20 protein-coding genes are annotated in these 20,121 nt (G+C 57.3%); 13 read left to right on the top strand and 7 right to left on the bottom strand.

Translation table 11 applies throughout. The annotated features are described in order from the left end of the window. Positions 1-148: 148 nt before the first annotated feature. The 5 genes from sucC (at position 149) to D8779_RS12545 (ending at position 5,051) form a co-directional block, all read left to right on the top strand. Positions 149-1,315, top strand: a complete 1,167-nt coding sequence (sucC, locus tag D8779_RS12565; RefSeq protein ID WP_136664821.1) for an ADP-forming succinate--CoA ligase subunit beta — start codon at positions 149-151, stop codon at positions 1,313-1,315. Continuing rightward, positions 1,315-2,202 carry a succinate--CoA ligase subunit alpha gene (gene sucD / locus D8779_RS12560; protein WP_136664820.1) on the top strand — a complete coding sequence of 296 codons (888 nt, stop codon included), beginning with the start codon at positions 1,315-1,317 and terminating at the stop codon, positions 2,200-2,202. The genes sucC and sucD overlap by 1 nt, the downstream gene beginning before the upstream one ends. A gap of 297 nt (positions 2,203-2,499) precedes the next feature. Further along, on the top strand, positions 2,500-3,813 hold the full coding sequence (brnQ, locus tag D8779_RS12555) for a branched-chain amino acid transport system II carrier protein (protein WP_136664819.1): 1,314 nt from the start codon (positions 2,500-2,502) through the stop codon (positions 3,811-3,813). 114 nt (positions 3,814-3,927) lie between these two features. Continuing rightward, positions 3,928-4,662, top strand: a complete 735-nt coding sequence (locus tag D8779_RS12550) for a DUF599 domain-containing protein (protein ID WP_136664818.1) — start codon at positions 3,928-3,930, stop codon at positions 4,660-4,662. Further along, positions 4,659-5,051 (top strand): MAPEG family protein, encoded by a 393-nt coding sequence (locus tag D8779_RS12545; protein ID WP_136664817.1) that lies wholly within the window; start codon positions 4,659-4,661, stop codon positions 5,049-5,051. The genes D8779_RS12550 and D8779_RS12545 overlap by 4 nt, the downstream gene beginning before the upstream one ends. A 60-nt stretch (positions 5,052-5,111) precedes the next feature. Here the strand turns inward: D8779_RS12545 and D8779_RS12540 are convergent, their stop codons facing one another. Beyond that, complete coding sequence (locus D8779_RS12540) at positions 5,112-5,402, bottom strand: hypothetical protein (protein ID WP_136664816.1); 291 nt, start codon at positions 5,400-5,402, stop codon at positions 5,112-5,114. A gap of 191 nt (positions 5,403-5,593) precedes the next feature. On the opposite strand from D8779_RS12540, the gene D8779_RS12535 reads away from it, so the two are divergent. The 8 genes from D8779_RS12535 to D8779_RS12505 all read left to right on the top strand — a co-directional run bounded on the left by D8779_RS12535 (position 5,594) and on the right by D8779_RS12505 (position 15,631). Then, a complete protein-coding gene (locus tag D8779_RS12535) occupies positions 5,594-6,070 on the top strand; it encodes a PaaI family thioesterase (protein ID WP_136664815.1) in 477 nt (158 codons plus the stop codon). Then, on the top strand, positions 6,067-6,513 hold the full coding sequence (locus D8779_RS12530; RefSeq protein ID WP_136664814.1) for a PaaI family thioesterase: 447 nt from the start codon (positions 6,067-6,069) through the stop codon (positions 6,511-6,513). The genes D8779_RS12535 and D8779_RS12530 overlap by 4 nt, the downstream gene beginning before the upstream one ends. A gap of 53 nt (positions 6,514-6,566) precedes the next feature. Continuing rightward, positions 6,567-7,817, top strand: a complete 1,251-nt coding sequence (locus D8779_RS12525) for an MFS transporter (protein ID WP_136664813.1) — start codon at positions 6,567-6,569, stop codon at positions 7,815-7,817. A gap of 198 nt (positions 7,818-8,015) precedes the next feature. Further along, complete coding sequence (gene htpG / locus D8779_RS12520) at positions 8,016-9,923, top strand: molecular chaperone HtpG (RefSeq protein WP_136664812.1); 1,908 nt, start codon at positions 8,016-8,018, stop codon at positions 9,921-9,923. A 133-nt stretch (positions 9,924-10,056) separates the two neighbouring features. Beyond that, on the top strand, positions 10,057-12,558 hold the full coding sequence (locus tag D8779_RS12515) for a PAS domain S-box protein (protein ID WP_240789727.1): 2,502 nt from the start codon (positions 10,057-10,059) through the stop codon (positions 12,556-12,558). Beyond that, a complete protein-coding gene (locus D8779_RS20815; RefSeq protein WP_240789726.1) occupies positions 12,555-13,739 on the top strand; it encodes a response regulator in 1,185 nt (394 codons plus the stop codon). The genes D8779_RS12515 and D8779_RS20815 overlap by 4 nt, the downstream gene beginning before the upstream one ends. Then, a complete protein-coding gene (locus D8779_RS12510; protein WP_136664811.1) occupies positions 13,736-14,734 on the top strand; it encodes a response regulator in 999 nt (332 codons plus the stop codon). Before D8779_RS20815 ends, D8779_RS12510 begins: the two co-directional genes overlap by 4 nt. Before the next feature lie 111 nt (positions 14,735-14,845). Beyond that, positions 14,846-15,631: a dienelactone hydrolase family protein gene (locus D8779_RS12505; protein WP_136664810.1), complete on the top strand. Its 786-nt coding sequence runs from the start codon at positions 14,846-14,848 to the stop codon at positions 15,629-15,631. Between the two features lie 41 nt (positions 15,632-15,672). Here the strand turns inward: D8779_RS12505 and D8779_RS12500 are convergent, their stop codons facing one another. The 6 genes from D8779_RS12500 to D8779_RS12475 form a co-directional block, all read right to left on the bottom strand. Further along, positions 15,673-16,464, bottom strand: a complete 792-nt coding sequence (locus tag D8779_RS12500) for a DUF4394 domain-containing protein (RefSeq protein ID WP_136664809.1) — start codon at positions 16,462-16,464, stop codon at positions 15,673-15,675. Between the two features lie 152 nt (positions 16,465-16,616). Then, positions 16,617-17,330, bottom strand: coding sequence for an anti-sigma factor (locus D8779_RS12495; RefSeq protein WP_136664808.1), 714 nt, complete (start codon positions 17,328-17,330; stop codon positions 16,617-16,619). After that, positions 17,327-17,875 (bottom strand): sigma-70 family RNA polymerase sigma factor, encoded by a 549-nt coding sequence (locus D8779_RS12490; RefSeq protein ID WP_136664807.1) that lies wholly within the window; start codon positions 17,873-17,875, stop codon positions 17,327-17,329. The genes D8779_RS12495 and D8779_RS12490 overlap by 4 nt, the downstream gene beginning before the upstream one ends. A gap of 90 nt (positions 17,876-17,965) precedes the next feature. Beyond that, positions 17,966-18,826, bottom strand: a complete 861-nt coding sequence (locus D8779_RS12485; protein ID WP_136664806.1) for a pirin family protein — start codon at positions 18,824-18,826, stop codon at positions 17,966-17,968. Next, positions 18,823-19,224 carry an OsmC family protein gene (locus D8779_RS12480; protein WP_136664805.1) on the bottom strand — a complete coding sequence of 134 codons (402 nt, stop codon included), beginning with the start codon at positions 19,222-19,224 and terminating at the stop codon, positions 18,823-18,825. The genes D8779_RS12485 and D8779_RS12480 overlap by 4 nt, the downstream gene beginning before the upstream one ends. Continuing rightward, positions 19,221-20,120 carry a substrate-binding periplasmic protein gene (locus D8779_RS12475; RefSeq protein WP_136664804.1) on the bottom strand — a complete coding sequence of 300 codons (900 nt, stop codon included), beginning with the start codon at positions 20,118-20,120 and terminating at the stop codon, positions 19,221-19,223. Before D8779_RS12475 ends, D8779_RS12480 begins: the two co-directional genes overlap by 4 nt. Position 20,121 lies beyond the last annotated feature (1 nt).

Raw genomic sequence — 20,121 nt, 5'->3', positions numbered from 1 at the left:
GGAAGAAGAACCACGGCCGTCTGCCCGTGTACAACTCAGGTTGCTGCGCGGAACTTCGGTCGGATTGCTCCAGAAGCAGTCACAGGTGGTGCGGCACCACAAGTGCAGCACCGTATGCGCAATACCTAAACGAAGACGGTAGATAAGCATGAATCTCCACGAGTATCAGGGTAAGCAGCTGTTCGCTGAATACGGCCTGCCCGTATCCAAGGGCTTCGCGGTAACCACCCCAGAAGAAGCCGCAGAAGCCTGCGATAAAATTGGCGGAACTGAGTGGGTCGTTAAGGCTCAGGTCCACGCTGGTGGCCGCGGTAAAGCGGGCGGCGTGAAGCTGGTTAAGAGCAAAGAAGACGCTAAGGCTTTCGCTGCCAACTGGCTGGGCAAGCGTCTGGTGACTTACCAGACAGACGCCAACGGTCAGCCGGTTAATCAAATCCTGGTCGAGTCCTGCACCGATATCGCCAAGGAGCTGTACCTGGGCGCCGTTGTTGATCGCTCGAGCCGTCGTATCGTGTTCATGGCCTCCACCGAAGGTGGTGTGGACATCGAGAAAATCGCTCACGACACTCCTGAGAAAATTCTCAAAGCTACCATCGATCCACTGGTTGGCGCTCAGCCGTTCCAGGGCCGCGATTTGGCATTCCAGTTGGGCTTGGAAGGTGATCAGGTCAAGCAGTTCACTCAGATCTTCGTGGGTCTGGCCAAACTGTTCCAGGACTACGACCTGGCGCTGTTGGAAGTGAACCCGCTGGTGATCAAAGCTGACGGCAACCTGCATTGCCTCGACGCCAAGATCAACATCGACGCCAACGCCATGTACCGTCAGCCTAAGCTGCGCGCCATGCACGATCCGTCTCAGGACGATCCGCGTGAAGCCCACGCTGCCAAGTTCGAACTGAACTACGTTGCGCTGGAAGGCAACATCGGTTGCATGGTCAACGGTGCTGGCCTGGCCATGGGCACCATGGACATCGTCAACCTGCACGGCGGCAAGCCAGCCAACTTCCTCGACGTAGGTGGTGGTGCAACCAAAGAGCGCGTGACTGAAGCCTTCAAGATCATCCTGTCCGACAGCAACGTCGCTGCGGTACTGGTGAACATCTTCGGCGGTATCGTTCGTTGCGACATGATTGCCGAAGGCATCATCGGCGCAGTGAAAGAAGTCGGCGTGAAGATTCCGGTTGTCGTTCGTCTGGAAGGTAACAACGCTGAACTGGGCGCCAAGGTTCTGGCTGAAAGCGGCCTGAACATCATCGCGGCAACCAGCCTGACCGACGCTGCTCAGCAAGTCGTCAAAGCTGCGGAGGGCAAATAATGAGCGTCCTGATCAATAAAGACACCAAAGTTATCTGCCAGGGCTTCACCGGCTCGCAAGGTACTTTCCACTCCGAGCAAGCCATTGCCTACGGCACCAAAATGGTTGGCGGCGTGACTCCAGGTAAAGGTGGCACTACTCACCTGAATCTGCCGGTGTTCAACACCGTGCGTGAAGCCGTTGAGCAGACTGGCGCGACAGCCAGCGTGATCTACGTTCCTGCTCCGTTCTGCAAGGACTCGATCCTTGAAGCGGCCATGGGCGGCATCAAGCTGATCGTCTGCATCACCGAAGGCATCGCAACCATCGATATGCTCGAAGCCAAGGTCAAGTGTGACGAGTTGGGTGTGGTCCTGATCGGCCCTAACTGCCCAGGCGTTATCACCCCGGGCGAGTGCAAGATCGGTATCATGCCAGGTCACATTCACCTGCCAGGCAAAGTAGGCATCGTGTCGCGTTCCGGCACCCTGACTTACGAAGCTGTTAAGCAGACCACTGACGCTGGTTTTGGTCAGTCCACCTGCGTCGGCATCGGTGGTGACCCGATTCCAGGCTCCAACTTCATCGACATCCTGAAGCTGTTCCAGGAAGACCCGAAGACCGAAGCAATCGTAATGATTGGCGAGATCGGCGGTTCGGCTGAAGAAGAAGCCGCTGCTTACATCAAGGCTAACGTGACCAAGCCAGTTGTGTCCTACATTGCCGGCGTTACTGCGCCTCCTGGCAAGCGTATGGGTCACGCCGGTGCAATCATCTCCGGTGGCAAGGGTACTGCAGACGAGAAGTTCGCAGCCCTGCAAGACGCTGGTGTGAAAACCGTGCGTTCCCTGGCTGACATCGGTAAGGCCTTGGCCGAGCTGACCGGTTGGGAAGTGAAAAAAGCCTAAGGCTTTTTGATCTGAGAAAAGGCCACCTTCGGGTGGCCTTTTTTATTGCGGCCTGGGATGAACTGTTGCCGATGCGACAGCTTTTTGCACCAGCCCGACAGCCTGACCTGTGTCAGTGCCGCTGCTGCGTCAATTTAGTTAGGCTTGCAACTATTAGCACCTGCTCCGCCATAAGCGGCCCAGGGTGCTGCAGTGGCCCCGCTTAACCGGCTGGGTGACGTTTCCCCCGATCCATCGGGAAACCCTCGGAACTTTCGGTTTTCAACTTCCAACTTTCTGCCTGTGGTATTCCCTTCTATGACTCGTTTGAAAGGCTCGGATCTCCTGGCCCTCGGTTTTATGACGTTTGCGCTGTTCCTCGGCGCCGGTAACATCATCTTTCCACCCATTGCCGGCATGGCGGCGGGTGAAAATATTGGCCTGGCAGCGCTGGGTTTCCTGCTCACAGGTGTCGGCTTGCCGCTACTAACCATCGTCGCCTTGGCGCGCGTTGGCGGTGGCATGGCGCTGTTGACCGCGCCGCTGGGCAAGCGTGCCGGGGTGCTATTTGCGGTAGCGGTTTACCTGGCCATCGGCCCGCTGTTTGCCACGCCGCGCACGGCGGTGGTGTCGTTCGAGATGGGCGTCGCGCCGTTCAGTGGTAATAGCAGCACGGCGTTGCTGCTCTATACCTTGGCCTACTTTGCCGCCGTGCTGTTTCTGTCTCTCAACCCTGGGCAACTGGTTGACCGCATCGGCAAGTACATCACCCCGGTGCTGCTGGCGGCGCTGTTGGTATTGGGCGGCGCAGCGCTGCTGGTTCCGGCAGGGGAGATCGGCCAGGTTGCGCCGGATTATCAGAGCGCGCCTTTTGTGCAGGGTTTTCTGCAGGGCTACCTGACCATGGATACCCTCGGTGCACTGGTGTTCGGCATCGTGATTGCCACCGCAATACGTGACCATGGCGTGACCGATGGCAAGCTGATTACCCGCTACTCGGTGATTGCCGGCCTGATCGCTGCAGTTGGTCTGTCACTGGTGTATCTGGCGCTGTTCTATCTGGGCGCAACCAGTCAGGAGATTGCCGGTGAAGCACAGAATGGCGTTCAGGTTCTCACCGCCTATGTGCAGCACACCTTCGGCACCGCCGGCAGCCTGCTACTGGCCGTGGTGATTACCCTGGCCTGTCTAACTACCGCTGTGGGTTTGCTGACGGCCTGTGGTGAGTTCTTCAGCAGCCTGTTGCCAGTTTCTTACCGTGCGGTGGTGATCACCTTCGGTCTGTTCAGTCTGCTGGTAGCTAACCAGGGGTTGACTCAATTGATCAGCTTCTCGATTCCGGTGCTGGTAGGTTTGTACCCGCTAGCAATCGTGTTGGTGGCGCTGAGTCTGCTGGATGATCTGTGGTGTTCGTCGCCGCGGGTGTTTCGCCCGGTGATGACGGTGACCTTGGTGTTTGGTCTGGTTGACGGGATTGCCGCAGCGGGCGGCAAGGCGCTGATCCCAAGCTTCTTTAGCCAGTTGCCATTAGCAGACCAGAGCCTTGGCTGGTTATGGCCGGTGCTGCTGACCTTGGTTCTGGCTGCTGTAGTGGATCGCGTGCTGGGCGCGCCGAAAACCGTCGTAGTCTAAGTTCTGCGGTTTACCTTTCACTGGTTCCCCAAGGCCGCTCATTGAGCGGCCTTTTTGTTGGCCAGCTGAAAGCCAGGCCTGTCTATAATCGGCGCAGGTTAACAAGGAGTTTGCATGCTGATCAGTGATTACTACCTGCCGCATTTGCTGGCCGTTCTGTGGTTTGTGTTGTGTTGGGCTGGATACACCCGTTATGCCCAGGCTAAAGGCAGGACCACACCCTGTTTGGCGAGTGTATTGCACCTGTACCGTGAAGATTGGATGCGCCGCATGCTGTTGCGCGACAACCGTATCGCTGATGCCAATGTGATTGGCAACCTTGAACGCAATGCGTCGTTCTTTGCCTCCAGCACACTGATCATCCTCGCCGGTATTCTCACCGTGCTTGGCGCCTCTGATCGCGCGGTTTCGCTGCTGGCTGATCTGCCCTTTGTGCAGGCGGCCAGTCGTGAGCTGTCCGAGGTGAAGTTGTTGTGTCTGGGGGTGGTGTTCGTCTACGCCTTCTTTACCTTCAGCTGGTGCATGCGTCAGTACAACTTCTCGGCCGTGTTAGTGGGCTCTGCGCCGATGATTGGTGAGCGCCACGTCACCGAACAAGAGCGCAAGGCCTTTGCCGAGCGTACCGCGCGGGTGATTTCGATGGCGGCTAACCAGTTCAACCAGGGGCTACGTGCCTATTACTTCGGCATGGCGACCCTGGCCTGGTTTATCAACCCTTGGTTTTTCATGCTGGTCAGCACCGGTGTGGTATTGGTGTTGTACCGCCGCGAGTTTCATTCGGATGTGTTGGAAGTGATGGTCTATACCCAAACCCCGGCGTTTGAATCGCCCAAGGAGAAAAGCGAATGAGTATCCCGTTCTGGTGCATCTTTATCAGCGCATTATTGATTTTCATAGCCAAAGCACCGGTGGCCAAAGCCATGGCGAAGGAGGGTGATGGGCGCTATGACAACCACCATCCGCGTGCTCAGCAAGCGCGTTTGACGGGCTTTGGTGCGCGAGCGTTGGCCGCACATCTGAATAGTTTTGAAGCATTTCCGTTGTTTGCCGTTGGTGTGCTGATGGCCCATGTGACCAATAGCCACGGCATTGTGGTGGACGTGCTGGCGGTAACGTTTGTGGTGGCGCGGGTGCTGTATCTGTTTTTCTATTGGGCTGACCTGCATTGGCAGCGCAGTGTGGTCTGGGTTGTGGGCTTAGTATGCAGCCTGCTGCTGATGCTCACTCCGGCGCTTTAATCGGCTAGAAATAAAAAAAGGCCCGCAATGTGCGGGCCTTTTTTGTTTCAGCTGAAAGGCTTATTGGCCGTCAACCGCATCCTTGAGTTCATCACCGGCATCTTCCATGCCGTCAGCCGCATCATCGGCAGCGTCTTGAATTTTCTCGCCAGTGGTTGGCTCGTTGCCCATTACTTCATCGGCTTTCTGCTCGATGGCTTCGCCGGTTTCTTCAACGGCATCACCCATGGATTCCATGGCCTCAGCAGCGGACTCCTTGGCCGACTCTACTTTGTCTTCCGGGGTTTTCTCGCAAGCTGCCAGGCCGAGCATGGCGGCGAGAAGCAGGGCATAGGTGAATGGCTTTTGCACGGTTAGTACTCCTTGTAATGTAGTAATCAATACCTGATTGCGCAGGCATAGCCATTAAACAGCACTGTATCGACGAAGTTCCCTATTAATTGCCCGGTAGTTCTCATCAGCAGGCTCTCGCCGTGGTGCCGGGCTTTCTTTCAGCGGTTATCATGCTCACCCTTTGTACAGTTGCCCCTGAGTCTGAAGTCATGAGTGATTCCCCTATTGTTGAACGGGCGCAGCGTTTTTTATCGGTATTACGCCATTGCCAGGTGCTGGGGATGAGCGTACACAGCGCCGATTCGCACGGCCTGATCCTACGTTTGCCTTATAGCCCGCAAATTGTCGGTAACCCGGAAACTGGAGTGATCCACGGCGGTGCCATTACTACGCTGATGGATACCACCTGTGGCATTTCCACCGTGTGCGTGCTGCCTGAATTCGAAATTTGCCCGACCCTCGACTTGCGCATCGATTACATGCGCCCGGCCGAGCCGAATAAGGATGTATTTGGTTTCGCCGAGTGCTATCGGGTCACTGAGAACATCATCTTCACCCGCGGCTATGCCTATCAGGACAATCCTGACGAGCCGATTGCACATGTGGTCGGGGCGTTTATGCGCATGGGTAAACATGCACACAGTGGCAAAACGCTCACCAGCAGTGTTAAGGGAGGCGGCCAATGAGCACGCTGAATCTCAACCAGCTGGTGCGCGAAGCTCACGAACAGAACAACTACGACCCACTGATCAGCCTGATTCCCTATGCCAAGTTGCTTGGCATCGAGTGTCTGCGCCTTGGCGATGACATGGTGTTTCGCCTGCCGGCCAATCAGGACAATATCGGCAATCCGACATTACCCGCGCTGCATGGCGGTGTGATCGCCGGTTTTATGGAGCATTCGGCGATGCTCCATTTGCTGATGTTTATGGGCATTCCACATTTGCCGAAAATCATCGACTTCTCGATAGATTACCTGCGTGCAGGCCATTATCGTGACACCTTCGTGCAATGCCAGGTATGGCGTCAGGGCCGTCGGGTCGCCAACGTGGCTATCACTGCCTGGCAAACCAGCCAGACTGAGCCGATTGCTACGGCGCGGGCGCATTTTAAGGTTGATGAGCCTTAAGGGCTGCGAACCTGCGGGAAACTCCTCGTTTAACCATCGCTAAGGAATACTGAATGGATGCGCTGCTGATTCTGGGTGGCTTGCTGCTGATACTCGCCGGTTTGGTCTGGCTGGTAATGCGCGCCTTTGCAACCAGCCTGCTGTGGGGCTGGGCCAGTTTTCTGCCGCCATTTACCTTGCTGTATGTATTGCGTCACTGGCGTTCGGCGCGGCCCGCTTTGGCATTGGCTGGGCTGGGGTTTATTCCGTTGGTGGTCGGGTTGACCTTATTGGCCAGCCATGATGCGCAGCGTTTGGAAGCTATCCTCAGCCTCAAGTGGCTTAAACCTGAGGTGCAAGTGCCCGCTGAGCTGGCCATCGATTTACGCGGTGAGCTCAATGGTCGACCTTTTGCACCGCAACAAGCCGAACTGCTCGATGGCGTGCTGAGCTTGCGCGAAGGTCAGGACTTCTTCGCCCAGAGCGAGTTGATCATTCGTCTGCCGAAAGTGGATAAAGGCCCGGTAAGGGTTGATGTATTACCCGCTGATGAAGGCGTGTTGCCCGAAGTTGAAATCAGCTGGTTGCTACCCGAGCAGGAACTCCCTGAGGCGCGGCGTTTAAGCCGTGGCTACACCCTACACCTGGATCTGCAACCACTGGCCCCGAACAAACTGGTCGGTGACTTTCACTTGGTCCTGCCGCCCCAGTTTAAAACCACGCTGAGTGGCCGGCTTGAGCTGTACCGCAATGGCCTGCGCTACCAAGACGGTACGGTGGATCGAGCGTTTGATTCAGTCGATACCATCAGCCACGTCATTGAGGATTACTTAGAGCGCCGTTTTGCCACGCGTCAGGTGCAGTTGCAGCCCATTGGTAACCTGAATTTCCCTCTACAAAGCGTTGATCTGAATGTGCAAGCACAGATCAGCGGGGAGTTGCAGCAGCTGCCCATCATGCTGGAAAAACTGGACAAGCGCGGTTGGCAGGTTGTTGCTGATAGCTTTGCGCCGCTGCCCAGCGTTCTTACCCCACCTGTTGCAGAGAAACTTGCACCGGCTGCAGCTGCGGCTCCTGAGCGGGTGAGTCGGCCTCTGGATCGTCGGATACGCTTCAGCCTTGAAGGCTTACTGCGCAGCCCCAACCGCTATCAGAACCTCAGCATGCGTGCGGCCACTGAGCGCGGTAATACTGCCGAAGGGCGCTTCCAGGGTATTGATCATGACGGTCGGGTTATCCTGCGCCAGCGCATGAGCGGGCAGGGCGAAGTTAGCTACAGCCTGCTTCCGGAAGAGATTGTTCGTATCGAGTTGCTTGAGCCCTGAGCACCTATTGCGATCTGTTGCGCTTGTTTGTCGTTTTGACCCGCTGGAGGCTGCTGTTACTGGCGTAGCGTCTGCAGGTTTCTAGCGCAACAGGTTCTGCCACAAGCTGCAGTCAAGCACTTGAAATCCCACAACATGGCCCCATTTGTATGACATCCGCCGCATTGCGGCTTCGTCAATAAAGTGGAGTTAGAGACCATGAGTGTGGAAACTCAAAAAGAAACCCTGGGCTTCCAGACAGAAGTGAAGCAACTGCTTCATCTGATGATCCATTCGCTGTATTCGAACAAGGAAATCTTCCTTCGCGAATTGATTTCCAATGCCTCCGATGCCACCGATAAGCTGCGCTTCGAAGCCCTGGCCAAGCCTGAGCTGCTCGAAGGTGGTGCTGAGCTGAAGATCCGTGTCAGCTTCGACAAAGACGCCAAAACTGTCACCCTCGAAGACAACGGCATCGGCATGAACCGTGAGGATGCGATCACCCACCTGGGCACCATCGCAAAATCCGGCACCGCCGATTTTATGAAGCACCTCTCCGGTGACCAGAAGAAAGATTCGCACCTCATCGGTCAATTCGGTGTGGGCTTCTACTCAGCCTTTATCGTGGCCGACAAAGTGGATGTGTATAGCCGTCGCGCCGGCAGCCCGGCCAGCGAAGGTGTGCACTGGTCGAGCAAAGGCGAGGGCGACTTTGAAGTGGCCACTGTCGAGAAGCCCGACCGTGGTACCCGCATCGTGCTGCACCTCAAAGCGGCGGAAGACGAGTTCGCCGATGGCTGGCGTCTGCGCAATATCATCAAGAAATACTCCGACCATATCGCCCTGCCGATCGAGCTGCCGAAAGAACAAGCAGCTGCCGAAGGCGAGGAAGCACCCGCCGAAGTTGAGTGGGAAACCGTCAACCGTGCCAGCGCTCTGTGGACCCGTCCGCGTACCGAGATCAAGGACGAGGAATACCAGGAGTTCTACAAACACATCGGCCACGATTTTGAGAACCCGCTGAGCTGGAGCCACAACAAGGTTGAAGGCAAGCTGGAATACACCTCGCTGCTGTATACACCGGCGCGTGCCCCCTTTGATCTATACCAGCGTGAAGCGCCACGTGGCCTGAAACTCTACGTGCAGCGTGTCTTCGTCATGGATCAGGCCGAGTCCTTCCTGCCGCTGTACCTGCGCTTTATTAAGGGCGTGGTCGACTCCAATGACCTGTCGCTGAACGTCTCCCGCGAAATCCTGCAAAAAGATCCAATCATCGACTCGATGAAGTCGGCGCTGACCAAGCGTGTATTGGACATGTTGGAAAAATTGGCGAAAAACCAGCCAGAAGAATACAAAAGCTTCTGGAAGAACTTCGGTCAGGTGCTTAAAGAAGGCCCGGCAGAAGACTTCGCCAACAAGGAGAAGATCGCCGGCTTGCTGCGTTTTGCCTCCACCCGCACCGAAGAGGGTGAGCAGAGCGTCGGCATGGGCGAATACATCGCCCGCATGCAGGAAGGTCAGGACAAGGTCTACTACCTCACCGGCGAATCCTACGCCCAGGTGAAGAACAGCCCGCACCTGGAAGTGTTCCGTAAGAAAGGCATTGAAGTGCTGCTGCTCACCGACCGTATCGATGAGTGGCTGATGAGCTACCTCACCGAGTTCGACGGTAAGCACTTTGTCGACGTGGCCCGTGGCGACCTGGACTTGGGCAAGCTTGACTCGGAAGAAGACAAGAAGGCGCAGGAAGAAATCGCCAAGACCAAAGAAGGTTTGGTTGAGCGGCTGAAAACCGCATTGGGCGAGCAGGTGGCTGAGGTGCGAGTTTCCCATCGTCTGACTGATTCGCCGGCGATTCTGGCCATTGGCGAACAGGACCTCGGTTTGCAGATGCGCCAGATTCTCGAAGCCAGCGGGCAGAAGGTGCCGGAGTCCAAGCCAATCTTCGAATTCAACCCAGGCCACCCGCTGATCGAAAAGCTCGATGGCGAGGCTGACGAAGCGCGTTTTGCTGATCTCAGCCACATCCTCTTCGACCAGGCCGCCTTGGCCGCCGGGGATAATCTGAAAGATCCGGCAGCCTACGTGCAGCGCTTGAACAAGCTGTTGGTCGAACTGTCGGCCTAACCGTCGGAAACACTGAAAAGCCCGCCATTGGCGGGCTTTTTTGTTTGTGACAGATTGATAGGCACGTTACGATTATCCATCATGCTGGCATTGCGCTATTAGTGCGGCACAACCGATGTAGTCTTGGGGTGGTATGCAGTTTCTTGATCAGTTGTTTATCACCAACGCGGATCCCAGTGTTCTGGTGCTTAGCAGTCACGACCCGCTGCTGGTTGTGATGTCGCTGTGCATCGCCGTGTTTACCTCCGGTATGGCTTTGCAGTTAGCCGGTGTCGCCCGTAACAGTGAGTCGCTCTGGTGGCGGCACGTCACCATTCTCACCGGTTCGCTGGCACTCGGCGCGGGTGTCTGGGCCATGCATTTTATCGGCATGTTGGCGTTTCAGCTGTGCGCCGAGGTGCGTTTTGATCTGGGCATTACCTTGCTGTCGATGTTGCCAAGCCTGGCAGCGTCTTGGGTAGCATTGAACCTGTTGGCACGGCGCAATTTGAGCTTGGTGCAGTTATGCATCGGTGGCGTGCTGGTGGGGGCGGGCATCGGTGCGATGCATTACAGCGGCATGGCAGCGATGCAGATGGCACCACTGTTGCGCTATGACTCTTGGATGTTCGCGCTGTCGATTTTGGTGGCTGTCGGCTTGGCAATTCTCGCCCTGTGGGTGCGTTTCGGTTTGCATGGCCGGCTACCCGAGATCTGGGCACTGTTGCTCAGCGCTGTGGTCATGGGCTTGGCCATTAGTGGCATGCATTACACCGGTATGGCGGCTGCGCGTTTTGTCGGTACGGCTGAGTCGGATCTGCCGATTGCTATGGTCGACAGCTTGTACCTAGGCAGCTCTATTTCATTGGTTACGATTGCCTTGACGGTATTCGTCGTCGCGGCCAATGCCTTGTTACGTTACCGCTACCTGAGCCAGCAACTGCGTGCCAGCGAGCAGCATCTGCGCTCGATCTTCGATACGGCGCTCGACTCAATTCTGACCATTGATCATACCGGCACTATTCGCTCAGCCAACCGCGCGGCGACGCGCCTGTTGGGTTGGAAGCCGGAGGAGATGGTTGGTCTGCCCATGCGCAAGCTACTCAATGAGCACGATGCTGACTCATTCGAAGCGCACCTGCGAACGTACTTGAAAAGTGGTGTGGTCAGCCTGCCAGGGGCTGAGCAAGAGTTGCTGTGTATCGCCTGTGATGGCCAGGAAAAGCCCGTTCGCATCAGTATTGGCATTACCCGTTCGGGCAGTCACCCATTGTTCGTGGTGTTTGCGACTGACATCAGTGAGCGGCAAAAAATGGAGCAGGCGCTAAGCGAGAGCGAGCAGCAATATCGCTCGTTGATTAGCAATATTCCTGGGGTTTCATTCCGCTGTTTGCTGGATGAAGACTGGACCATGTTGTTTATCAGCGATGCGGTGCAGGGGCTGACTGGCTGGAGTGCTGATGACTTCATCAGTCGGCGTCAATCTATCGCAGCGCTTTATCACCCTGATGACTACCAGCCGGTTGCCGAACAAGTGCTGGCGGCCATCGAGCAGAGGCGCAATTACACCGTCGAATACCGTCTGTTTGATCGCGATGGTAAGGAACACTGGATCTGGGAAAGTGGCAGTGCCGTGTGCGATGAGCAGGGTGAGCCACGTTGGATCGACGGCGTATTGATCGACCAGACCGAAACCAAGCTGCGTAACGCCGAATACGAAGGCAAGGTGAATGCCATCAGCAAGGCCATGGCATTGGTTGAGTACGACCTGCAAGGCTGTATTCTGGATATCAACGACAACGCCCTCGACCTGTTCGGTTATCCGCGTGCGGAGGTTGTTGGCCAGCACCACAGCCTGTTTTGCGATCCGTTATATGTCGACAGCGAGGACTACCAGCAATTCTGGGCCGGGCTGACCAATGGTCTGTTCTTCGCCGGTGAATACCGGCGCATTGGTCAGGGTGGGCGTGAGGTCTGGATGCAGGCGACCTATAACCCGATCCTCAATGCCGATGGCAAGCCGTTTAAAGTGGTCAAATTAGCCACCGACCTCACGCCGAGGCGGCTGATGGAGCAGGAAATGCGCGCGGCTCGTGATCGTGCCGAGGCAGCAGCAGCCGCGCGCAGCAGTTTCTTGGCCAATATGAGCCATGAAATTCGTACGCCGATGAACGCCATCATTGGCTTCACCGAGTTGCTGATCAGCACGCCGTTGTCCGATGAGCAGCGCCGTCACCTGTATACCGTGCAGCAGGCCTCGCGTTCTTTGTTGGGCTTGCTCAACGATATTCTCGATACGGCTAAGCTGGACCGCGGCGCCATTGAGCTGGAAGACTTGGATTTCTCCCTGCGCGAGTTGTGCGAGCAGGTTTGCGCCACCCAGCACTTGGGGGCCGAAGCCAAAGGCTTGCAGTTGCAGTTGGATTACCCGGCGCAACTGGCCGAGTTCTATCGCGGCGACGCCTTGCGCTTACAGCAAGTGCTGACCAACCTGCTGGGTAATGCGGTGAAATTCACCAGCCAAGGGCAGGTGTGTTTACACGTACAGGGTGAGCCTGGCGCTATACGCCTGGTGGTTGAAGACAGCGGGATTGGTATTGCTGCAGATCGTTTAGAAAAAATCTTCGAACCCTTTGCCCAGGCGATGCCTCGATGAGCCGGCGCTTTGGCGGCACGGGCTTGGGCACCACTATCTCGCGGCAGTTGGTTGAGTTGATGGGCGGTTGTCTGCGGGTTGAGAGTACACTCGGCGAAGGCAGCCGCTTTATTGTCGAACTGCCGCTGCGTGCCGGAAAACGGCTGGAACCACAGGTACGCCAAGCTCTGCCGGTGCTGGCTGAGCTGAATATTTTGGCGGCCGATGACGTGCCGCAGAATTTGGAGCTGTTACAGCTCAACCTGCAGCGCCTGGGTCATCAGGTCACCTGTGTGGCCGATGGTCAGGCCGCTGTAGAGGCCTTCGCCAACACCTCTTTTGATCTGATTTTGATGGATGTACAAATGCCACTTGTCGATGGCCTGGAGGCCTCTCGACGTATTCGTGCTCTGGAAAGTGCCAGTCAGCGAGCGGCGATACCGATCATCGCCCTGACCGCTAGTGTGTTGGATCAGGATCGCCAGGCGGCGCTGGATGCGGGGATGAATGGCTTTGCTACTAAGCCACTTGATATGGCTGCGTTGCTGGGTGAAATGGCTCGCCTGCTGGGCCTTACTGAGGCGCTGCCGGCTGACGCGCGTGCAAGGGTTACCCCTGAAGGGTTGTTTGACTGGCAGCGCGGCGCAAGTCTGTGGGGCGGGCCTGTACAAATGAGTCAGGCCATTCGGCGCTTTCTCAATGATCAGGGCGCGCTGGTTGAGCAGTTGAGCGCCATGCTCGAGAAAAATGATTGGGATACTGGCCGCAATTTGGCGCACCGCTTGCGCGGTGCCGCGGGCAATCTTGCATTGACCCATCTAGCAAGCCTTGGGATGACGCTAGAGCAGGCGTTCAGTCAGCGTGAGAGCCTGCATCTACACAGTCTCTTGCAGGAGTTGTCGCGCGCATTGGCGGCTGTATCCGAGGCGTTGCCGCAAGTGTCTGAAGATACTGCAGAGGCGCGCGCGTTCAATTACGAGCAAGTGCGTGGGGCGTTGCAGCGCCTACAGGAAACCCTCTGTCGCGGCGCGCTGGATGATCAGGCGTTGCAAGACCTTAGTGAGGGGCTACACAGTGGCCCACAGAAAGTGGCTTTGACGGAAGTGCGTCGAGCCCTCGACGACTTTGATTTTGATCTGGCGCAGCAATGGCTAAGTAAGCTGGCGAACCAGTTGCAAGACGAGGAAGCCCAGACACCATGATAACGCCAGCCGATTCTCGTCCACTGCTCCTGTTGGTTGATGACGAAGCGACCAACCTGCAAGTGCTCAGGCATATCCTGCAGGATGACTACCGCCTGCTATTTGCCAAGGACGGAGCCAAGGCCCTGGAAATGGTCGAACGTGAACGTCCTAACCTGATTTTGTTGGATGTGATGATGCCGGGTATGACCGGTTATGAGGTCTGCCAAGCACTCAAGACTCAGCCTGAACTAGAGGCCATTCCGGTGATCTTTGTCACGGCATTGGCAGATGTTGAAGATGAAACTCGCGGCTTTGCAGTCGGAGCGGTTGATTACATCACCAAGCCCATCAGTCCGCCGATTGTTCGGGCGCGGGTGCGCACGCACCTGTCACTGGTACGTATGGATGAACTGCGCCTGACCCGTTTGCAGATCGTCCAACGTCTGGGCATGGCTGCTGAGTACAAGGACAACGAGACTGGGCTGCATGTCATCCGCATGAGCCACTTCTCTAAGGTTTTGGCCTTGGCGGCGGGTTATAGCGAAGCGGCGGCCGAAGAATTGCTTAACGCAGCACCGATGCATGATGTCGGTAAAATTGGCATCCCCGATGCGGTACTGCGCAAGCCCGGCAAGCTCGATGAGCAGGAATGGGCGGTGATGCGTCAGCATGTTGAAATCGGCGCGCAGATTATCGGCGAACACCCTTCAGGCTTGTTGCGCACCGCTCAGCGAATTGCCTTGACGCACCATGAGAAGTGGGATGGCAGTGGTTACCCTAATGGGTTAACTGGTGAAGATATTCCTCTAGAAGGTCGCATCGTGGCGATTGCCGATGTGTTTGATGCGCTGACCAGTGTGCGGCCCTATAAGGCGGCTTGGTCGGTGGAGGATGCCGTGGCGCTGTTACAGAAGGAAAGCGGTCGGCATTTCGATCCGCAACTGGTCGAGCTGTTTATTCAGCAATTGCCGGCGATTCTGGAAATCAAAGAGCGCTGGGCTGAACAAGCGTAACTGCGAAACAGGCTGAAACCTTTGCCCTGTGTGCTGTCTGCTGCTGCGCTTGGTCATCCGGACACTGCGGACTATGGTTGTTGTTCTGCTCAACCCCATCAGGAAATCGCCATGTCTACGAAAACTCTATTGCCCCTGTTATGTGCTGGGATGATCGGTATGGCCGATGCGGCCGTAGTGGTTAAACCGCTGCCGTATGAAATTGACGGTGAAGCGTTCGAAGGCCTAGTGGTTTATGACGATGCAGTCACGACGCCGCGTCCGGGTCTGCTGATGGTGCCTAACTGGATGGGCGTTAGTGAAAACGCGACAACCAAGGCCGCGCTGCTGGCTGGCGACACATACGTCATATTCGTTGCTGACATGTACGGCAAAACTATTCGTCCGACTAATGCCGATGAAGCCAAGGTGGCCGCTACAACGGTGCGCAGTGATCGGCCGTTGATGCGTAAGCGTGCGCAAGCGGCGGTTAATGTACTCAAGGCACAGGCGGGGTCAGTGCCGTTGGATATTTCGCGGCTGGGCGCGATCGGCTTCTGTTTTGGTGGCGGCACCGTGCTGGAATTGGCCCGCTCAGGCGCAGATCTGAAAGGCTTTGTGTCTTTCCATGGCAACTTGGATACACCGGACCCGCGTGATGCGCAAAACATCAAAGCGCCGGTCCTGGTGCTGCATGGCGCGGATGACCCATCCGTATCGCCCGAGCAGCTGGCGGGTTTTGTAACGGAAATGAAAGCAGCCAAGGTCGACTGGCAGTTGGTCAGCTATGGCGGTGCCGTGCATTCCTTTACCAACCCACAAGCCAATGATCCTGGGCGCAATGCTTATCACCCGGTTGTGGCCGCACGTTCGTTCAAAGCCATGAATGATCTATTTGCGGAAACCTTCGGCCAGTAGGGTTTGAGCGGGGAGGCCGGGCGGCCTTCCCGCTGTTGTACTTACATCCCCGGCAAAACAGCAATATCAATGATATTGCCCGGTAGGCCGACCACATCGCCCAGCGTCGTTGGCTTAGCGCTGGCCAAGTCAACGGTGTGCAGCGTGGTGCCGGTCAACAGGTAAGCGGTGTTGCCGCCTTTGCCGTCGCTGGCAATGTCCATTGCAGCGGCCTTCAGCCCATCGACGATCTTGCCGACTGCTTGCTGGACGCCATCGTTAGGCGGGTTTTGCAGCATCAGGCTGCTGCTCGCCAAGTCCACGTTGTACAGCGCGGTAGCCTGGGTGCCGGCATAGGAGTTGGTGTAAGCACCGGCCATAACCTGAGCGCTTTTACCCTTATAGGAACCGTCCGCGTCATAGGCCACTGAGCCATCGACTACTACTTCACCCGTTTCGACGTTGACGCGAAAGTTGGTGCCATCGGCGGCCAGCATGCGCAACTTATCGGCCACTGGGTTGAAGTCGATCACCGCTTGACCGCTGCTCGGCAGCTGCTTGTTGAGAGTGGCAACCTTGGTAGCTGCGCCAGTGGACAGGTCCAGGGTGTAGAGCTGATTGTCACCGCCCAACGCATAGAGCATGCCGTTAGCTGGGCGCACATCAAGGCCGCGCAGGGGACTTGGGCTGTTGGTGGCCATGCTGGCGGTGACTTTCTGAGTGGCGCTATCAATCTTGAACAGCTGGCCATCGGCACCCAAAGCCAGCAGTGTGGCGGCGCTGGCAGTGCCGGCAGCAAGGCTTAGAGTGGTGGTGGCAATGGCAATAGTCAGTACGGCGTTGAGCTTGTTCATGTGTGTTCTCTCATGAGGTTATCCAGCATCGATGCAAGGCCTAATAGCGTCTGCCTTGCAGGTGCCTCGATGAAACACCTGATAGCTATACCCATGAGTTGGCGTCTGGATGTCGCCGCCTGAAAATAAATTCAGTTTTTTTGCAAACGGCTTCAGTTGGCCGAAGCCATTACCGCGCGACCGATGTACAGCACCTTGCCGGTTGGCCGGTCCTTTGGTGAGCCTCCGGCCGGCTCCAGGGTCAGTTCGAACAGTTGGCCGGGTTGTACGGCGCCAATCTGTTCGGCGGTTAGTTGCAATGGCTTGCCCGGCTCGACCAGACCCAGTGAGCGCGGGCCGATGGCCGGATCGATCAGCGTCCAGAACTGTACAGAACGGTCGGCCGGGATCTGATCTTCCAGCAGCGGTTGCAGGCGTAGGCTGCCAGTGCCATCCACATGCACCACCCAACCTGGCTTAGCCGCCTCTCCTGGGGCTTGCAGCACCACGGTGTAGCTGTTGGCGGCAGTATCAGTGCGCCATAGATCAGGCAGCACGGCGATGATCAGGGCGAAGGCCAGGGCGGCGCTAGTGAGGCGCCAGGTGGTCAGGCTCTGCCACCAGACCAGCCAGCTGTTGACGCGGCTGACGGCTGGCGTCAGGCCGAGGCTGTCCTGCAGGCGTTGCCATAGTTGCGTTGAGGGTGTCTGCGGTGGCAACTGGTCGCTCAGCTCAAGAAAGTGTTGCTGCCACTGCAGGGCCATTTGCGCGGCTTGGCTGTCGTGCTCAATTAGCTCGCGCACTTCAGCGGCTTCGGCCTCATCGAGCAGGCCCAGGACGTACTCGCCGATCAATGCGCGGCGTTCGGCAGGTTGCTGCGTAATCATGCGTGCAAACACTCCTGCAGTGCGCGCAAACCAGCGCGGATACGGCCTTTGATGGTGCCCAGTGGGGTGGTCAGGCGGTTGGCGATTTGTTCATGGGTCAGGCCGCGATAGAAGGCCAGCAGGATCGGGTGACGGCGATTACGTTCGATGCCCTGCAGGCAGCGGCGCAGTTGCTGATGTTCGCCTTGTTGTTCCAGCAGTTCGGCGGCCTGTGGGCTGTCGTCGGCAGCGCGTTCGATAAAGTCGTCATCCAGTTCCACCGTGCGACCCCGGCTGCGTAGCTGGTTCAGCGCGCGGTAGCGCAGGATGCTGTAGATCCACGCGCGACCGCTGCCGAGAGCTCGCTGAAAGCGCTGGGCGTTGCGCCAGATCTGCACAAAGGCATCGTGCACACAGTCTTCAGCTTGATCACGACGGCCGAGCAAGGTGATTGCCAACCCGAGCATCTGCGCGGCCTCCTGTTGGTAGAGCGCCTGGAATGCGCGTTCGTCCTGCTGAGCACAGGCTTCCAGATGGCTTTCGTAATCAAACAGCGGCTGCGCCATGCACCGGGTTCCTGAGTGTGTGAGCGTGCCAAGGGTTATACCCGAGCAAGTGCTGTTTAGATGTCTCGGGAGTGCAACAAATCTTCTCGGTCAGCGTGGCAGCTCGATTCGTGCGGTCTCGCCTGGCACTGTTGGCCAGTCCTGCGCGGCCCAGCGTTGGCGGGCCTGGTCGATTAGCGCCTGGTCGCTGGCGACGAAATTCCAGTTGATCCGCCGTGGGCCGATCGGCGCGCCGCCAATCAACACCAAGTGGCTTTCGCTGCAAGCGCTGAGGGTATAAGCCTCGCCTTCGGGCAGCACCAGTAGGCCGCGTAAAGGCAGTTGTTGGTCGTCCAATGTCGCCTCGCCATCAATCAGGTACAGCGCACGTTCGGCATGTTCGGCGGGTATCTGTAGCGCGGCGCCAGCGGCCAATTTGATCTCGGCATATACAGTTGGCGAGCAAACTGGCACGGGTGATTGCAGACAGAAGCCTGTGCCCGCAATCAGGCAGATGTCCACGCCCATGCTGGTACTGCGCGGCAGGTTGCTAGCGGGATGATGGCTGTAGCTGGGTTCGCCTTGCTCATCGGCTGCGGGCATGGCTAGCCACACCTGCAGGCCATGCATACGTGAGCCGCTCTGTTGCAGGCTATGTGGGGTGCGCTCGACGTGTGCCACGGCTTTGCCTGCGGTCATCCAGCTGACTTCGCCGGGGCTGACCACTTGATCCGAACCCAGGCTGTCTTTGTGTTGCAACTGCCCCTCGAACAGGTAGGTGAGGGTGGAGAGGCCTATGTGTGGATGCTGGTTAATGTTCATGCCGCTGCCGGCCGGATAGGTGTTCTCAAGAATATGGTCGAAAAATACGAACGGGCCGACGCTGCGGCATTTGGCCGAGGGCAGGGGGCGCAGAATGGGCTGCCCGGAGATATCTTCCTGGCGCGGCGTGATCCGCAGAAAGTCGTTCATGCAGGGTCCTCGTTTAGCCGGGTGTTGACCTGTACGTCGCTGCTGGTCATCAGCTTGTGAATAGGGCATTTGTCGGCGACGCGCAGCAGTTGTTGGCGCTGGGCGTCATCCAGTGCGCCATGCAGGGTCAATTTGACGTCCAGGCGGTAAATGCCTTGGCGCTCCTGGCTGTCATCGCGACTGAGCGTTACGTCCAGGCCTTCCAGCGGCAAACCGCGCTGTTTGGCATAAAGCGCCAGGGTCAGCGCCTTGCAAGCGCCTAGGGCCGCGTCGAACAGGTCATGGGGTTCAGGCGCTGCACCTTCGCCGCCGAGCTCCACCGATACATCGCTGTGCAGGGTGTGGGGACCGATGTTGATGCGTTGCAACAGGCCTTTCTCATTACTGATACTGATCATTTGAGCTCCTGAGGCTGAAACCATAATTCCTTGCGAGCAAAAGGCGTCGCTGGGGGCAAGTCGGGGTTATGCAGTTCGATAACGCGGCGGTTTTGTAGGTTGGCCTGGCGCAAGGTCGCGCCGTGATACTGCTGGAACAGACGTTGAAAACTGCCATCGGCAATCATCGCTTCCAGGCCGCGCTCGATGTCGCTCGCCAGGTCTGGCCGGTTGCGCGAAGTGAAGAAGTAAAACGCGGTTGGGTAATGCAGCAGCAGGTGCTCATCGACACTCAGCTCCAGCCCGTTTGCAGCGGCGCGTGTTTGCTCCTGCCAAGCCACTACAGCTTCACGGGGAAACAAATCGAAGCGCCCGGCGGCAAGCATCTGGAACAGGCCTTGATAATGCTGGCTGGTGACGACCTGTAAACCATTGGCGCGCAAAATAGCGGTATCCGGCCAGTCATGACGCTGGCCGAAGCTAAAGCGCTTCAGGTCATTGAGGGTGCGCACGGTGGCCAATTGTTCAGCGGCGGCGCGACGCTGTAACAACACGCGCCAGCCAATCAGGCCACGATAAATCGGGATGCGGATTGGTAATAAGCGTTCTTCACGCTCGCGGGTGGTCATGGTCCACATCACTTGCACACTTTTGCTGTCATGCTCGATGGCCAGCAGTGCGCGGCTTTGCGCCATGGGCACGGGTGTCGCCTGCAGCTGGTAGCGCCCGGGTGTGCGTTCTAGAGCCGCCGTCAGCAGCGCCAGGGCATAGGTTTCAGGGTCGATGCCGTCAGAGTGCAGCGGGTAGTTTAACTGCTCTGTCGCATAGGCTGTTGGCAGGCACAGTAAGGTAAAAAGCAGACGGGTGTGCAGGCGTTTTAGCCAGGTTCGTTGCCTGTGTAGTGGGGCTGAAGCCATT

It is taken from the genome of Pseudomonas leptonychotis, from assembly GCF_004920405.1.
GTDB lineage: Bacteria > Pseudomonadota > Gammaproteobacteria > Pseudomonadales > Pseudomonadaceae > Aquipseudomonas > Aquipseudomonas leptonychotis.
This window is presented reverse-complemented; position numbering and strand designations above follow the sequence as displayed.

Bases quoted from the DNA above. Each gene is read 5' to 3' on its own strand.
- sucC (WP_136664821.1), top strand. From the start codon at position 149: ATGAATCTCCACGAGTATCAGGGTAAGCAGCTGTTCGCTGAATACGGC.
- sucD (WP_136664820.1), top strand. From the start codon at position 1,315: ATGAGCGTCCTGATCAATAAAGACACCAAAGTTATCTGCCAGGGCTTC.
- brnQ (WP_136664819.1), top strand. From the start codon at position 2,500: ATGACTCGTTTGAAAGGCTCGGATCTCCTGGCCCTCGGTTTTATGACG.
- D8779_RS12550 (WP_136664818.1), top strand. From the start codon at position 3,928: ATGCTGATCAGTGATTACTACCTGCCGCATTTGCTGGCCGTTCTGTGG.
- D8779_RS12545 (WP_136664817.1), top strand. From the start codon at position 4,659: ATGAGTATCCCGTTCTGGTGCATCTTTATCAGCGCATTATTGATTTTC.
- D8779_RS12535 (WP_136664815.1), top strand. From the start codon at position 5,594: ATGAGTGATTCCCCTATTGTTGAACGGGCGCAGCGTTTTTTATCGGTA.
- D8779_RS12530 (WP_136664814.1), top strand. From the start codon at position 6,067: ATGAGCACGCTGAATCTCAACCAGCTGGTGCGCGAAGCTCACGAACAG.
- D8779_RS12525 (WP_136664813.1), top strand. From the start codon at position 6,567: ATGGATGCGCTGCTGATTCTGGGTGGCTTGCTGCTGATACTCGCCGGT.
- htpG (WP_136664812.1), top strand. From the start codon at position 8,016: ATGAGTGTGGAAACTCAAAAAGAAACCCTGGGCTTCCAGACAGAAGTG.
- D8779_RS12515 (WP_240789727.1), top strand. From the start codon at position 10,057: ATGCAGTTTCTTGATCAGTTGTTTATCACCAACGCGGATCCCAGTGTT.
- D8779_RS20815 (WP_240789726.1), top strand. From the start codon at position 12,555: ATGAGCCGGCGCTTTGGCGGCACGGGCTTGGGCACCACTATCTCGCGG.
- D8779_RS12510 (WP_136664811.1), top strand. From the start codon at position 13,736: ATGATAACGCCAGCCGATTCTCGTCCACTGCTCCTGTTGGTTGATGAC.
- D8779_RS12505 (WP_136664810.1), top strand. From the start codon at position 14,846: ATGTCTACGAAAACTCTATTGCCCCTGTTATGTGCTGGGATGATCGGT.
- D8779_RS12500 (WP_136664809.1), bottom strand. From the start codon at position 16,464: ATGAACAAGCTCAACGCCGTACTGACTATTGCCATTGCCACCACCACT.
- D8779_RS12495 (WP_136664808.1), bottom strand. From the start codon at position 17,330: ATGATTACGCAGCAACCTGCCGAACGCCGCGCATTGATCGGCGAGTAC.
- D8779_RS12490 (WP_136664807.1), bottom strand. From the start codon at position 17,875: ATGGCGCAGCCGCTGTTTGATTACGAAAGCCATCTGGAAGCCTGTGCT.
- D8779_RS12485 (WP_136664806.1), bottom strand. From the start codon at position 18,826: ATGAACGACTTTCTGCGGATCACGCCGCGCCAGGAAGATATCTCCGGG.
- D8779_RS12480 (WP_136664805.1), bottom strand. From the start codon at position 19,224: ATGATCAGTATCAGTAATGAGAAAGGCCTGTTGCAACGCATCAACATC.
- D8779_RS12475 (WP_136664804.1), bottom strand. From the start codon at position 20,120: ATGGCTTCAGCCCCACTACACAGGCAACGAACCTGGCTAAAACGCCTG.